The following is a 13,840-nucleotide window of genomic DNA, read 5'->3' as shown; positions in this document are numbered from 1 at the left end:
CGGCGGTCAGTCGGGGTAGCGCAGCACCATCCCGTCAAAGGCGGGGGTGACATGCGCGGGGGTTTCGGCCTCGACCGCCGCGTAATCAAGGTCGATGTGCATATTGGTCAGCACGGCGCGCTTGGGCCGGGCGCGCTCGATCCATTCCAGCGCCAGCGCCAGATGGGCGTGGGTCGGGTGCGGGTCGCGGCGCAGCGCATCGACGATCCAGCAATCGAGCCCCTGTAGCAGCGGCCACGCCGCGTCGTTCATCTTGGCCACGTCCGGCAGATAGGCCAGATCACCAATGCGAAAGCCGAGGGCGTCGATCGCACCGTGGTTCACCTTGAACGGGGTCAGGGTGATGTCGCCGCCCGCGCCGCTGATGCTGAACGGGCCATCGGGGATGGTGTGCAGGTTCAGGATCGGCGGATAGGGCGAGCCTTCGGGTTGCACAAAGGCATAGCCAAAGCGCGAGAGTAGGTCGTTTTGCGTATCGCCATCGGCCCAGACGTTCAGCCTCTCACGGGTGTTGAAGACCACTTGGCGCAGGTCGTCCAGCCCGTGCACATGGTCGGCGTGGGAGTGCGTCCAGGCGACGCCATCCAGACGGCCCACCCCGGCGCTGACCAGCTGGTCGCGCATGTCGGGGCCGGTGTCGATCAGAACGGTGGTTGTGCCTGCGTCGGTGACGCGCTGCACCAGCATGGAACAGCGGCGGCGGATGTTCTTGGGGTTCGCGGGATCGCACGCGCCCCAATGGCCGCCAATGCGCGGCACGCCCCCCGAAGAGCCACAGCCAAGAATGGTAAAGACAAGCTCTGCGCTCATGCGGGGGTCGGCTCCCATGCGGATACCTTGGAAAACAGGCGGTCAAAGTTCGCCTCGGTCTGGACAGCGAAATCGTCGTAGGACAGGCCATATAGCTCTGCCCCAACCTTGGCTGTGTTCACCACATAGGCCGGCTCGTTGCGTTTGCCACGGAAAGGCGGCGGCGCAAGGTAAGGGCTGTCGGTTTCCACCAGAATGCGGTCGGTGGGCGCGGCGGCAAAGATGTCGCGGACCTCCTGGCTTTTGGGGAAGGTGGCGATGCCGGACATGGACAGGTAGAACCCAAGGTCCAGCGCGGCGCGGGCCAGTTCCGGCGACGAAGAGAAGCAGTGCATCACGCAGGTGTAGGGGCGGGCGCGGTGCGCCTCGGTCAGGATCTGCGCCATGTCCTCGTCGGCGGCGCGTGCGTGGATGATCAGCGGCAGGCCGGTTTCCTGCGCCGCCGTGATGTGGATTTTCAGCGAGTCTTTCTGAATCTCGGCGCTTTCGGCGGTGTAGTGGTAGTCCAGACCCGTCTCGCCGATGCCCACGAATTTCGGGTGCTGCGACAGGGCGACCAGCTCATCCACCGTGGCCAGAGGCTCTTCGGCGGCGCTCATGGGGTGGGTGCCCGCGGCGTAGAACACCGGGGCGTGGGCCTCGGCGATGGCGCGCACTTGGGGTTCGTTGCGCAGGCGGGTGCAGATGGTGACCATGCGGTGCACACCGGCCTCGACCGCCCGCGCGATGATCTCGGGGCGTTCCTCGTTGAAATCGGGAAAGTCGAGGTGACAATGGCTGTCGGTAATCATGGGCGGCTCCTTTGATGTAGGGGTATCTAGGAGGACGCAGGAAGGGTCAAGCGCGGGGCGGTTATCTGAGTTTGAGATGACCTGTAATCAAGTCGATCTTCATCCGCTCGTCCGGCCCTATGGCCGCAACGGTGCGTGTCGGAACACCGCCGAATTCCGTCTTGCCCGCATCGGTAATCACAGCGGTGATCAGGCCGGCCTCGCTGGCCTTGGTGGTCAGTTTCAAGAGGTCCTCTTCGCTGTCGACGACCAGCGCGATCTTGGCCATGCCCTGTTGCAGCCATGTGTGCACGCGCTCGTCGTCTAGGTTTTGCAGCGTGGCGGACAGGGAGGCGTGCGCGCCCTGGGCGATTTCCTTGCCACGCCGCATGTTCAGATCGCGGCGGACCAGTAGGACTTGTTTCATGGCTGTCTCCGGGCTTTGGCGCGCATCTTGCGCGTGGCTGGGCCAAGGGCAAGAGCCAAAGCCCCTTGACCGCGCCCTGTGCTCGCGCCTATCTGCCCCTCGCGTGGAAGACTGGACGGCCGCTGCCCGGTAACGGGGAGAGGAAAGTCCGGACTCGACAAAGCATTGGTGCCGGGTAACGCCCGGGCAGGGCAACCTGACGGATAGCGCCACAGAAAACAGACCGCCTTTTGGTTCGCCAAAAGGTAAGGGTGAAACGGTGGGGTAAGAGCCCACCGGGGGGCTGGCAACAGCGCCCGCATGGCAAGCCCCACCGGGAGCAATGCCAAATAGGGACCTCGCGTGCGCTGATCCTGCACGGGATATCGGCACAGGGCGGCTTTGGCCCGAGAGGTCCGGGTTGGCAGCAAGAGCGGCGTGGCAACGCGCCGCCTAGATGAATGGTCGTCGAACCCCGGCAACGGGGGGAACAAAATCCGGCTTATAGGTCTTCCACGCAAGAAACCTGCTCAAAGCCTGTTGACTCGGGCGCGCGGACCAGTAAAAGGCGGGCTTCATAGAGATTTCACGAAGGGCGCTCGCCCTCGTTGCAGGAGACGAACCATGGCGAAGCCGACCACCATCAAGATCCGCCTGAACTCGACCGCAGGCACGGGCCACTTCTATGTGACCAAGAAAAACGCACGGACCATGACCGAGAAAATGACCGTGCGCAAGTACGACCCGGTCGTGCGCAAGCATGTCGAATACAAGGAAGGCAAGATCAAGTAATCTTGGCTGATCCTTACGGATTGTAAAAAGGGTCGTGCGAGACAATCGCGCGGCCCTTTTTCTATGCGCTGATTCTATTTGCTCAGGCGGTTCGGGCTGACAAAAGCCTCGGCCCAAAGAAACTAGGCCCAAAGAAAAAGGGGCCGACCCGCAGGTCAGCCCCCTTAGTGCGTTCGAATGTCAGCCGCTTATTCGCGGTTGCCCAGCAGTTGCAGCAGGAACATGAACATGTTGATAAAGTCTAGGTACAGGTTCAGCGCGCCCATGATGGCGGCCTTGCCCAGCCACTCCTGATCGCCATGCGCGGCGTGTGCCACGTAGGTGTTCTTGATGTTCTGCGTGTCATAGGCGGTGAGGCCGGCAAAGATCAGCACACCCAGCACCGAGATCGCCAGTTGCATGACGCCCGAGCCAAGGAAGATGTTGATCACCGATGCCACCAGCAGGCCGATCACACCCATGATCAGGAACGCCCCCCAGCCCGAGATGTCCTTTTTCGTGGTGTAGCCCCAGAGGGACAGACCGGCGAAGGAAATCGCGGTGATCAGGAACACCTGAATGATCGAGAACCCGGTGTAGACCAAGAAGATCGAGCTGAGCGACAGACCCATCAGCGCCGCAAAGACGTAAAAGGTCAGCTGCACGCCAGCGGCGTTCAGGCGGTTCATGGCGGCGCCAAAGCCGAAAAAGACAAAGGCCAGCGGCGCGAACATGATCACCCATTTCAGCGGCGACATGTAGATCGCTTGACCCAGACCGGTCAGGTACTGCCCTTCGCGGATCATCGCCGTTGCGCCGGTCGGATCGGACGTCACCGCCAGACCTGCAATCGCCCAAGCGGCGAGGAAGGTGATGAACATGCCCACGGACATCGTCCCGTAGACCTTGTTCATATGGGCGCGCAGCCCCTCATCAATCTGGGCGGCGCGGGCGCCAGAGATGCCCGCCGTCCGGATTGTGTCAAATTCTGCCATAGCAGCCTCCGTTTTAATCCCTCTGAACCCCGGACCTCTGTCCGAGGTGTTCAGGTACGGATATTGGCAGACGGGGGCGCGTTTTCAAGATATGGCAGGAATAAACCTTTAAATTCCGGCGAAACGTGCTGTTTCAGCGCGACCAGTAATCGGGCGCGTCCCAAACGGGGCGGTTCGCTTCGGCTTGGGCCTGCGCCTTGGTCAGGCCGACGTCGCGCAATTGGTCGGCGTCAAGGGCGCGCAGCGCCTGGCGGCTTTGGTGCAGCGCAAACAGTTTGCGCAGGCTCAGGCGGGGCAGGGCAAAGGGGGCGGACAGGCGGCGGGCAACACGGATCATGATGGTATCCTTCAAAACTTGTGATGACTGTTTGTGTTTCCATATTCGATGTTGATGAATATGCTGCGACGACTGCCATTAGTGAAACGAATGTTTTTGAACCCACACATCACAAGGGGTGATGAATGCGAAATCTCGACCTGACCGCCCTGAGATCCTTTGTGGCCGTGGCCGAATCCGGCGGGGTTACCCGCGCTGCCGGGTTCTTGAACCTCACCCAATCGGCTGTCTCTATGCAGTTGAAACGGCTCGAGGAATTGCTGGGGCAAAAGGTCCTGGAGCGCTCTGGCCGGGGCGTGGTGCTGACGCCTGCCGGGGTGCAACTGCTGGGCTACGCGCAGCGCATGATCGAGCTGAACGACGAGATTTATACCAAATTGACCGATCAAAGCTGGGAAGGGCAGGTCGTGCTGGGGGTGCCCCACGACATCGTCTATCCGGTGATTCCCGAAGTGCTCAAGCGGATGGGCCGCAGTCATCCGCGCGTGCAGGTCGAATTGATCAGCAGTTCAAGCAACCGGCTCAAGGCGCAATTTGCCCGCGGCGAGGTCGATGTGATCCTGACCACCGAAGCGGATGTGGGCAATGGCGGCGAGACACTGGCCGAGGTCCCCCTGCGCTGGGTCAGTGCGCCCGATGGCATCGCCTTTAAGCAGCGCCCGCTGCGGTTGGCGTTCTGCTCGTTCTGCGCGTTCCGCGACCCGGCGACCAGCGCGCTGGACCGCGCCGATGTGCCGTGGGAAATGGCGGTGCATTCCGACAACGACCAAGCCATCGACGCCAGCGTCTCGGCCGATCTGGCGGTGACCGCCTCGCTCGAAGGGCACGCCTCGGGCAATCTGGTGCATGTAGACATCGCCGCGCTGCCCGAGCTTGGGATGCAAAAGATCAACCTGTATCTCGGCTCGGCGCGTCACCCGGCGGTGCACGCCATCGCCGATTACCTGCGCCAAGGGTTTGGCAAGCTGCAACAGGCGAAGGGCGCTCAGACGCCCACGTCGGGGCCCATGCAGCTCATCGGCTGATCGTTCTGGCCAGCCTCGTACAGAACGGTTGCGCTGGGGTCGTTTTCGAACACTGCGCGCAGCTTGTCGCCGTCCTGAAAGAATGACCAGCACTGCGGGTCGGGGGTGTCTTCGTAGACGAAACAGATCTGGCCGGCCTCTTCGTACCAAAAGCCGTCCTTGCATTTGCCGTCCAGGAACGACCAGCGCACCTTGCGGTTCGGCAGGTACTCTTCGACGCCGTAGGATTGGCCCGAAAGCCCGAAATACAGCGTCTTGCCAGAGGTGTAGGCTTCGAATTCGCTGGCCGAGAGCGCCTCGGCAGCAAGGGCGGGCAGGCTGAGCGCGGCAAAGGCCAGCCCCAGCAGCGGGGTTTTGATCAGGGCGTGTGTCATGCGGTGTGTCATGGTCTTTAAGGTGCCAGAAACCATTTCCGCCGCATAGTCAGGTTTTAATGCTTGGTTAACTTGGGCGAGGCTCCGCCCAGCGAGCCGCGCGTTTGTCCATCACCCGCCGCCAGACCGGCGGGACCAGCGCCAGCACCGCCATCACCGGCAGCGATTGCGGCAGGATCGGCATGGCGTGGCGGTCAATTTCCAGCCCCGGATAAGGCCGGGCCGGGCGCGCGTGGTGATCCGAATGGCGCGGCGCGTTCAGCATCAGGGCCGAGGAAAACCCATGCGGCGCGTTCCAACTGTGCTGCGGGCCGACGGGCTCGGGCTTGCCCTGCGGCGTGAGGAGGCGGCGCAGCCCGTAATGCTGCACGTAATCCGACAGAAACAGCTGTACCTGTGCGTAGGCTGACAGGCCAAGCAGCCAAAGCACGGCTTTGCCTTGGCCAAGCGCATAGGCCAACCCCAGCGACGCCAGCGCGCCCAGCCCGTACCAGACATAAGGATGCACGCCGCGACCGGCGCGCAGACGCGATTCGGCGCGGTAGCCTTCGCGCAACGCCCCCCGCCACGCGCGCCACGCGAACGCATAAAAGCTCTCGCCCAGCCGCGCCGAATTCGGGTCCGCATCGGTGGCGGCATGAACGTGATGCACCCGCACATGCGCCGAGGCGTGATGCCCAAACAGAACCGAGGCATACACAGCCACCCCAAGCCGCCGCAGCCCGCGCGCGCTGCGGTGGATCAGCTCATGCGCGTTGGAGTTGCTCACCTGCCCAAAGAACAGAGATAAAGCAAGGAACATCAATACTTTATCTAGCGTTGTTAATGCGTCGCCACCCAGCCGCCAAACCCCGCCGAACAGCAGCGGGAAATGCACCAGCGCCAGCACCACCGACAACCCGTTGCCCGACGGGAACTCGGCCCCCGGATGGTCCACCTGAGCCAGCGCCGTGACCTTGTCCATGAAAAAGGTGAACACCGTGATATACAGCAGCGCCGCCAAAGCCCACGGCCCGCCCCACGCCAGCCCCATGAAAAGCAGCGCCACCATGCCCAGCGTGACGAGTGCGAACCGTGCCATTGCAGCCCCTCTTGATGCGTCCCCGTGTACCGCTATCGGAACATTCCGTCACCCATCGGGCGAAATCGGGTGCGTTTCTGGGCGCTGCCTGCGTCTTTTGCGTCGTTTTCCGTCTGCGCCTGCGGCGTTTTGGACGGTAAATTGCCCGCAACGCAAGGAGACACGCATGGCACTCGACGAACGCAAAGGCGTCTGGAAATCTGGTAAGGGCAAGGGGCGGCACACCCCCAAGGGTCGACAGGTCGAGGATCAGGCCTGGGCCGAGGTGCGCGACCTGCTGGGCGATCGCGCGCGTGCGCGGGATCTGCTGATCGAGCATTTGCACCTGATTCAGGACCATTATGGCCATCTGTCCGCCGCGCATCTGCGCGCGCTGGCCGAAGAGATGCGCCTGTCCATGGCCGAGATTTACGAGGTCGCAACCTTTTATGCGCATTTTGACGTGGTCAAAGAGGGCGAGACGCCGCCGCCTGCGCTGACGATCCGGGTCTGCGATTCCCTGTCCTGTGAACTGGCCGGGGCGGAACAGCTGCGCGCGGCGCTGGAAAGCGGCATGGACCCCGCCGAGGTGCGCGTGCTGCGTGCGCCTTGTATGGGCCGTTGCGACACCGCGCCGGTGCTGGAAATCGGCCACAACCACATCGACCACGCGACCCCGGAAAAGGTGGAGGCGGCGATTGCGGCCAAGGACTTCCACGCGCATCTGCCCGACTACCAGACGCTGGCGGCCTATGAGGCGGACGGCGGCTATGCCGAACTCAAGGCGCTGCGCGAGAACGGCGACTGGGAAGAAGTGCAGGACAAAGTGCTGAACGCCGGTCTGCGCGGTCTGGGCGGGGCGGGCTTTCCGTCGGGTAAAAAATGGGGCTTTGTGCGCGCCAATCCCGGCCCCCGCTACGTGGCCGTCAACGGTGACGAGGGCGAGCCGGGCACCTTCAAGGATCGCTTTCACCTCGAACGCGAACCCCATGTTTTTCTTGAAGGAATGCTGATCGCGGGTTGGGCGATCGAGGCGGAGCGTTGCTATATCTACATGCGCGACGAATACCCTGCCGTGCTGGAAATCCTGCGCCGCGAGATTGCCGCGCTCGAGGCCGCGGGCCTTGCCGAGCCGGGATATATCGAGGTCCGCCGGGGCGCCGGGGCCTACATCTGCGGCGAAGAATCCGCGATGATTGAAAGCATCGAAGGCAAGCGCGGCATCCCGCGTCACCGTCCGCCCTTTGTGGCGCAGGTGGGTCTGTTCGGCCAGCCGACGCTCGTGCACAACGTCGAGACGCTGTACTGGGTGGGCAAGATTTGCCGCGAAGGCCCGCAGGTCTTTGCCGATACCGAACACAACGGCCGCAAGGGGCTGCGCAACTATTCGGTCTCGGGGCGCGTGAACAAGCCTGGCGTGCACCTGCTGCCTGCGGGCTCGACCATCACCGATGTGATCGCGGCGGCGGGCGGAATGCTCGACGGGCACACCTTTAAAGCGTACCAGCCGGGTGGTCCGTCCTCGGGGCTGCTGCCTGCGTCCATGGCCGATATTCCCTTGGATTTCGACGTCTTGCAGGACCACGACACCTTTATCGGCTCTGCCGCCGTGGTGGTTTTGTCCGACAAGGACAGCGCCAAGGATGCCGCGCTGAACATGCTGCGTTTCTTCGAGGATGAAAGCTGTGGCCAGTGCACGCCCTGCCGCGTGGGTTGTGAAAAAGCCGTCAAGCTGATGAGCGCCGATCACTGGGACAAGCCCCTGCTCGAAGAGCTGTGTCAGGCCATGGGCGACGCGTCGATCTGCGGTCTGGGGCAGGCGGCGCCGAACCCGATCCGGCTGGTGATGCGGCACTTCCCCGACGAGATTTAACCGCCCTTGAGGGGTCGAAACGATAGGGCGCCCTGCGGGGCGCCTTTTTCGTGAAAAAGATGGCCTTTATGAAATCTAGAGAGCTTGTATTTGCCTTAGCTGGCAGGAAAGGTTGGTTTTGTGCTATCTCCACTTGTGGGTTTTCGGCCTCGCAGCCGCGCCGCCTGTGATGTCGGCCTGATTCGAGGGCAGGAGCGTTAACGCGCGCCACATCAGGCAATCCGGGGCAAATCCCCCGCAATCTCCGGCCAAACCCCACGCCACGGCGCAAAACCACGCTTTGAACCGGGGTGCAGCGGCCACGGGGGGCAACTGAGACTTTTATTAAAGCGTCAGGCATATTAGGTGAGGGGGACCACCGGAACACAGGCGTTTTCATGTCCCTTTTTGGCAAACTCAAGAACAAGCTCTTTAAATCGTCGTCGAAACTGGATGAAGGGTTGGACGCGATTGTCCAGGATGGCGGCGTCGAAGAAGCGCCTGAGCCGCCGGTTGAAGCGCCTCAGCCAGAGCCCGTCCCGGCCCCTGCGGCCCCTGTCGAAGCGCCCAAGCCTGCGGACACGCCTGCGCCGGACGTGCCGCAAGAGCTGCCCGCGGATCTACCCGACACCGCCCCGGACATGCCGCAGCCCGTCGATCCGACCCCGGTGCAAACGCCGGTCGAGGCGCCGCAGCCCAGCGATCCGGCCCCCGATCTGACACCTCTGGACATTCCTGCGCCTGCGCCCGAAGCGCCCAAAGGCTTCCTCAACCGTCTGTTGGGCCGCAACAGCGCCGCCCCCGTGGTGCGCCGCGAGCTGGACGACGACATGCTCGAACAGCTCGAAGAGCTGCTGATCGCCTCTGACATGGGGGTCGACACCGCGCTGCGCGTGACCGCCAACATCGCCGAGGGGCGCTATGGCAAGAAGGTGTCCGTCCAAGAGATCAAGGAACTGCTCGCGCAGGAAATCGCCCGCATCATGGAACCCGTGGCGCGCCCCTTGCCGCTGTACCCCAAGACGCCGCAGGTGGTGCTGGTCGTGGGCGTCAACGGCTCTGGCAAGACGACGACCATCGGCAAGCTCGCCAGCCAGTTCAAGGCGGCGGGCAAGCATGTTGTGATCGCTGCCGGGGATACCTTCCGCGCCGCCGCCGTTGAACAACTGCAAGTCTGGGGCGACCGCGCCGGGGTGCCGGTCCTGACCGCGCCCGAAGGGTCCGACCCTGCCAGCCTTGCCTTTGACGCCATGACCCGCGCGCAGGCCGAAGGGGCGGATCTGCTGATGATCGACACCGCGGGCCGGCTGCAAAACCGTCAGGATCTCATGGAGGAGCTGGCCAAGATCGTGCGGGTGATCCGCAAGAAAGACCCCGACGCGCCGCATAACACGCTGCTGGTGCTGGACGCGACCACCGGGCAAAACGCCATCAGCCAGACCGAGACCTTTCAAAAGCTGGCGGATGTGTCGGGGCTGGTGATGACCAAGCTGGACGGCACCGCCAAGGGCGGCGTGTTGGTGGCGCTGGCGGACAAGTTCGGCCTGCCGATCCATGCGATCGGGGTGGGCGAGCAGATCGACGATCTCGCGCCCTTTGATCCCGAGGAATTCGCCGCCGCGCTGACGGGGCTAGAGGCTTAATCGTGGGTGCCCATGCGCCGCTCGATCTGACGCAACAACAGCAAAACGGTCAGCACGATTGCGGTCGCCATGGCGGCCAGCACCGTGTTGCCCGCCCCGCAGCCCAGACCAATCGCCCCGCACATCCACAGCGACGCGCCGGTGGTCAGCCCGCGATGGTGCCCGCCGCTGGCAAAGATGCCCCCCGCCGACAAAAACGCGACCCCCGCTGTGACCGCTTCGATCATGCGCAGGGGGTCTTGGCGCTGCTCGCCTGCGCCGCCAAAGTCGATGGCGCTGAGCTCCTGCCCGATCATCACGAACAAACACGCCGCCACGGACACAAGGATATGGGTGCGCAGCCCCGCCGGTTCGCGGCGCATCTCGCGCTCCAGCCCGATCACGGCGGCCAAGCCGATGGCGATCAGCAGCCGGGCAAAGGCCACGGGCGCGGGCACCACGGAAAAGTTGCCGGTGAATTCGTTGACGATCTGCTGCCACATGCCGTGCCTCTTGGGATATTTCAGAGCGGTTTCGCCACTTTAACAGGATTTTCCGCATGAGCGACTGGTTGATTTCTCTCGAAGGCACCGCCGCCGGGCATAACCTCGCGCTGGCCCTCGCGGTCCTTGCGGCGTTCCTGCACGCGCTGTTTGGCGCGCTGCAAAAGGGCAAGCACGACCCGTGGCTGTCGCGCGGGGCCATGGACCTTAGCTATGGGATCATGGCCGCGCCTTTCGCGCTGTTCGTGGTGCCGTGGCCAGAGCCGCATATGTGGCCGATCTTTGCCGGCGCTTTCGTGATCCACGGTGCCTACAAGCTGCTCCAAGCCATGACCTACACCCAAGGCGCCTATACCGTGGTCTACCCGGTGGTGCGTGGCACGGGGCCGCTGTTCGCGGTGATCGGCGCGTCGCTGATCTTTGGCGAGCATTTCGGCCCGGTGCAGTGGCTGGGGGTGGCGGTGCTGCTGGCGGGGATCTACGGCCTTGCGGTCTATAACCTGCGCACCATCACCGACGACCGCGACAAGCTGCCCAAGGCGCTGGCGCTGGCGGTGGCGACGGGCCTCTTCGTGGCGCTGTATACCACCTACGACGCCTATGGCATCCGGGCGACCGCCGATCCGTTCACCTTTCTCGCGTGGTTCTTTTTCATCGACGGCTGGCTGATGCCGGTGATCGCGGGGGTGCGTCTGCGCCGCGCGGGGCATGTGCCGCCGCTGAAACCGCTGGTCGCGCGCGGCATCATAGGGGCGTTTGTAGCCTACTTCAGCTTTGGCTCGATCATGCTGGCGACGCGTCTGGACAACGTGGGCGAAGCCGCCGTCCTGCGCGAAACCTCGACCGTGTTTGCAGCGCTGATCGGCTGGCTGGTGCTGGGCGAAAAGGTCGGCCCGCGCCGCATCGCGCTGATGGCGCTTATCGCAATCGGCGCGGTGATTGTTGAGCTTGGCGGCTAGCGCGCTTATGTCTGCCCCACGCTAAGGAGCCTCGTGATGACGAAACAGATCAGCCCCGGTGTCAAAGCCGCCCTCGAGTACGGCCCGATCATCGGGTTCTTTGCCGCCTACATGTGGCTCAAGGACCGCGTCTTCGAGATCGCCGGGACCGAGTATCAGGGCTTTATCGTCGTCACCGCCTGCTTCATCCCGGTGTTCTTGCTGTCGATGGCGGCGCAGTGGATACTGACGCGCCACCTAAGCCTGATGCAGATCGTTACGGCGGTCTTGATCGTGGTCTTTGGCGGGCTGTCGGTCTGGTTGAACGATGAACGCTTTTTCAAGATGAAGCCGACGCTGATCTACCTGCTGTTTGGCGGCGCGCTGGCGGTTGGCATTATGCGCGGCGAAAGCTGGCTGGAAAAGGTGATGGAGGGCATGATGCCCCTGCGCCACGAAGGCTGGATGCTGCTGACCAAGCGGATCATGCTGTTCTTCTTTGGTCTGGCGGCGCTGAACGAGATCATCTGGCGCACGCAGACCACCGAGACTTGGGTCTATTTCAAGACCTTCGGGCTGACGGCGGCGATTTTCCTGTTCTTCATCTTTCAGGGCAAGCTGTTCAAGGAATACGCCCTCGAGGAAAGCGACGAGCCTGCGGAGTAATCACGTCCTGTCGATGCGCGTGGACAGGTGAATAAGGCTCTCCGAGCTTTTCACCCCCTTCGCCTCGCCGATGCTGTCAAGGCAGCGGTCCAGCGTTTCGGTGTCCTGTGCGGCCAACTGCGCGATCAGGTCAAAGCGCCCCGACGTGGTGTGCACGCAATCCACCTGCGGCAAGGCTTTGAGCCGGTCCAGCACGGCGGGGGTGGCGCGCGGTTCAACGCTGATCAACACCGTGGCGCGCAAAGGGGGGCGCAGTCCCGGGCCTTTGCGCAGGGTAAAGCCGGTGATCAACCCGCGATCCACCAGCCGGTCAATCCGCGCCTGAACCGTGGTCCGCGCGACCCCCAGCCGCCGCGCCAGATCGGCCACCGGCAGGCGCGCGTTTTCGGTTAGGGCGGCGATCAAGGCTTGGTCCGTTTCGTCGATCTGCATCATTTGCCCTGCGATTTGTCGTGAAATTCCAGGCAGCTTGCCATGTCTGCCACGTGAAATCGAGCGTTTCCTTTGCAAAGCTAAAGCCAGATCAACCGAAAAGGCGCGCGCGATGGGACTTCAACAGGCATTTCAAACCGATCCCGGCATTTGGCTGGCAAAGATGCAGCCGGACGACCCGGTGTTCTTTTTTGACCCGGCGCGGCTGCGGCAAACGGCGGACACCTTTCACAAAGGCTTTCCCGGCCTGACGACATACGCGGTCAAAGCCAACCCGGATCGCGGCGTGATCGAGACGCTGGTGAGCGCGGGGATGACCGCCTTTGACGTCGCCTCAATCGAGGAAATGGCGCTGGTGCGCGACATCGCGCCGGACGCGGTTTTGCACTACCACAACCCGGTGCGTTCAAGGGCCGAGATCGCGCAGGCCCGCGATTACGGCTGCGCCAGTTGGTCGGTGGACCGGATGTCAGAGCTGGACAAGCTGGGCGATCTGCATGGCCTCGACATCGCGGTGCGGCTGAAACTGCCGGTCAAGGGCGCAGTTTATGACTTTGGCTCCAAGTTCGGCGCGGGGCTGGACGAGACGGCGGCGCTGCTGCGGGCAGTGATCGCGCGCGGCGGCTTGCCCTCGGTGACCTTTCATCCCGGCACGCAATGCGACGACCCGCTGGCCTGGGTCAGCTACATCACCGCCATCGGAGACCTGACCCGCGACCACCACATCGCCTTGCATCGGCTGAACGTGGGCGGCGGCTTTCCGGCGCATCGGGGCGGCGAGGCCCCGGATCTGGAACGGATTTTCACCGCCATCCGGGCCGCTGCGACGGTGGCTTTTGACGCCCCGCCTCCTCTGGTCTGCGAGCCGGGGCGCGCCATGGTCGCCGAGAGCTATCAGCTGGCGCTGCGTGCCAAGGCGGTCACCGGCGGGGCGGTCTTCCTCAACGATGGGATCTACGGCGGGCTGAGCGAATGGCGCGACCTTGGCCCCGGCGGGCGCATCCGGGTGCTGACCCCGCAGGGGCAGCCGCGCCTTGGCCCCGCGCGTGAATTCACCGTCTTTGGCCCCACCTGCGACAGCCTTGACCGCCTGTCCGAGCGCGTCGCCTTACCCGGCGATCTGCGCGACGACGACTACCTGCTGTTCGAAGCCTGCGGGGCTTATTCCACCGCGCTTTCGACCCGCTTTAACGGCTATGGCGCGCGGCGGGTGGTGACTTTGGCGCGATAGCTCCGGCGCCGGGGTGGACACGGGCGCTTTGCCCGCTACAGTCCGCCT

At 63.6% G+C, this 13,840-nt stretch carries 16 protein-coding genes and 1 other RNA gene; 8 read left to right on the top strand and 9 right to left on the bottom strand.

Annotated elements, in window-relative coordinates; all coding sequences use genetic code 11:
• Positions 1-6 precede the first annotated feature (6 nt).
• The 3 genes from B9A11_RS07760 to pth2 all read right to left on the bottom strand — a co-directional run bounded on the left by B9A11_RS07760 (position 7) and on the right by pth2 (position 2,007).
• A complete protein-coding gene (locus tag B9A11_RS07760; protein WP_058247099.1) occupies positions 7-810 on the bottom strand; it encodes an MBL fold metallo-hydrolase in 804 nt (267 codons plus the stop codon).
• The gene (locus B9A11_RS07755; protein ID WP_058246480.1) at positions 807-1,601 is read right to left on the bottom strand and encodes a TatD family hydrolase; all 795 of its coding nucleotides are present in this window, start codon (positions 1,599-1,601) and stop codon (positions 807-809) included. Before B9A11_RS07755 ends, B9A11_RS07760 begins: the two co-directional genes overlap by 4 nt.
• Before the next feature lie 61 nt (positions 1,602-1,662).
• Positions 1,663-2,007, bottom strand: coding sequence for an aminoacyl-tRNA hydrolase (gene pth2 / locus B9A11_RS07750; RefSeq protein WP_058246481.1), 345 nt, complete (start codon positions 2,005-2,007; stop codon positions 1,663-1,665).
• A gap of 103 nt (positions 2,008-2,110) precedes the next feature.
• Here pth2 and rnpB point away from each other — a divergent pair.
• Positions 2,111-2,507: RNase P RNA component class A (rnpB, locus tag B9A11_RS07745), an RNA gene on the top strand.
• 103 nt (positions 2,508-2,610) lie between these two features.
• A complete protein-coding gene (gene rpmG / locus B9A11_RS07740; protein ID WP_007799108.1) occupies positions 2,611-2,778 on the top strand; it encodes a 50S ribosomal protein L33 in 168 nt (55 codons plus the stop codon).
• A 188-nt stretch (positions 2,779-2,966) separates the two neighbouring features.
• Here the strand turns inward: rpmG and B9A11_RS07735 are convergent, their stop codons facing one another.
• Positions 2,967-3,752, bottom strand: a complete 786-nt coding sequence (locus B9A11_RS07735; protein ID WP_058246482.1) for a Bax inhibitor-1/YccA family protein — start codon at positions 3,750-3,752, stop codon at positions 2,967-2,969.
• Positions 3,753-3,885: 133 nt separating this feature from the next.
• Entirely contained in the window at positions 3,886-4,089 is a 204-nt protein-coding gene (locus tag B9A11_RS07730; RefSeq protein WP_058246483.1) for a DUF1127 domain-containing protein, read from the bottom strand.
• Positions 4,090-4,214: 125 nt separating this feature from the next.
• Here B9A11_RS07730 and B9A11_RS07725 point away from each other — a divergent pair, with 125 nt between their 5' ends.
• Positions 4,215-5,114, top strand: coding sequence for a LysR family transcriptional regulator (locus B9A11_RS07725; RefSeq protein ID WP_058246484.1), 900 nt, complete (start codon positions 4,215-4,217; stop codon positions 5,112-5,114).
• Here B9A11_RS07725 and B9A11_RS07720 read toward each other — a convergent pair.
• Together B9A11_RS07720 and B9A11_RS07715 are read right to left on the bottom strand one after the other, a co-directional pair.
• Positions 5,075-5,488 carry a hypothetical protein gene (locus B9A11_RS07720; protein ID WP_058246485.1) on the bottom strand — a complete coding sequence of 138 codons (414 nt, stop codon included), beginning with the start codon at positions 5,486-5,488 and terminating at the stop codon, positions 5,075-5,077. The genes B9A11_RS07725 and B9A11_RS07720 overlap by 40 nt on opposite strands.
• A gap of 67 nt (positions 5,489-5,555) precedes the next feature.
• A complete protein-coding gene (locus B9A11_RS07715; RefSeq protein WP_058246486.1) occupies positions 5,556-6,569 on the bottom strand; it encodes an alkane 1-monooxygenase in 1,014 nt (337 codons plus the stop codon).
• Positions 6,570-6,735: 166 nt separating this feature from the next.
• Here B9A11_RS07715 and B9A11_RS07710 point away from each other — a divergent pair, with 166 nt between their 5' ends.
• Both B9A11_RS07710 and ftsY read left to right on the top strand, forming a co-directional pair.
• Entirely contained in the window at positions 6,736-8,421 is a 1,686-nt protein-coding gene (locus tag B9A11_RS07710; protein ID WP_058246487.1) for an NAD(P)H-dependent oxidoreductase subunit E, read from the top strand.
• 377 nt (positions 8,422-8,798) lie between these two features.
• Entirely contained in the window at positions 8,799-10,043 is a 1,245-nt protein-coding gene (gene ftsY, locus B9A11_RS07705; RefSeq protein ID WP_058246488.1) for a signal recognition particle-docking protein FtsY, read from the top strand.
• On the opposite strand, the gene B9A11_RS07700 is transcribed toward ftsY, so the two are convergent.
• On the bottom strand, positions 10,040-10,525 hold the full coding sequence (locus B9A11_RS07700) for an MgtC/SapB family protein (RefSeq protein WP_058246489.1): 486 nt from the start codon (positions 10,523-10,525) through the stop codon (positions 10,040-10,042). The genes ftsY and B9A11_RS07700 overlap by 4 nt on opposite strands.
• Positions 10,526-10,581: 56 nt before the next feature.
• Between B9A11_RS07700 and B9A11_RS07695 the strand changes: the two genes are divergently transcribed.
• Positions 10,582-11,484: an EamA family transporter gene (locus B9A11_RS07695; protein WP_058246490.1), complete on the top strand. Its 903-nt coding sequence runs from the start codon at positions 10,582-10,584 to the stop codon at positions 11,482-11,484.
• 36 nt (positions 11,485-11,520) lie between these two features.
• Positions 11,521-12,129, top strand: coding sequence for an inner membrane-spanning protein YciB (locus tag B9A11_RS07690; RefSeq protein ID WP_058246491.1), 609 nt, complete (start codon positions 11,521-11,523; stop codon positions 12,127-12,129).
• On the opposite strand, the gene B9A11_RS07685 is transcribed toward B9A11_RS07690, so the two are convergent.
• The gene (locus tag B9A11_RS07685) at positions 12,130-12,561 is read right to left on the bottom strand and encodes an Lrp/AsnC family transcriptional regulator (protein ID WP_058246492.1); all 432 of its coding nucleotides are present in this window, start codon (positions 12,559-12,561) and stop codon (positions 12,130-12,132) included.
• A 112-nt stretch (positions 12,562-12,673) separates the two neighbouring features.
• Between B9A11_RS07685 and B9A11_RS07680 the strand changes: the two genes are divergently transcribed.
• Positions 12,674-13,792, top strand: a complete 1,119-nt coding sequence (locus B9A11_RS07680) for a type III PLP-dependent enzyme (protein WP_058246493.1) — start codon at positions 12,674-12,676, stop codon at positions 13,790-13,792.
• Positions 13,793-13,840: the final 48 nt, after the last annotated feature.

It is taken from the genome of Tropicibacter naphthalenivorans, from assembly GCF_900176475.1.
Taxonomy (GTDB): domain Bacteria; phylum Pseudomonadota; class Alphaproteobacteria; order Rhodobacterales; family Rhodobacteraceae; genus Tropicibacter; species Tropicibacter naphthalenivorans.
This window is presented reverse-complemented; position numbering and strand designations above follow the sequence as displayed.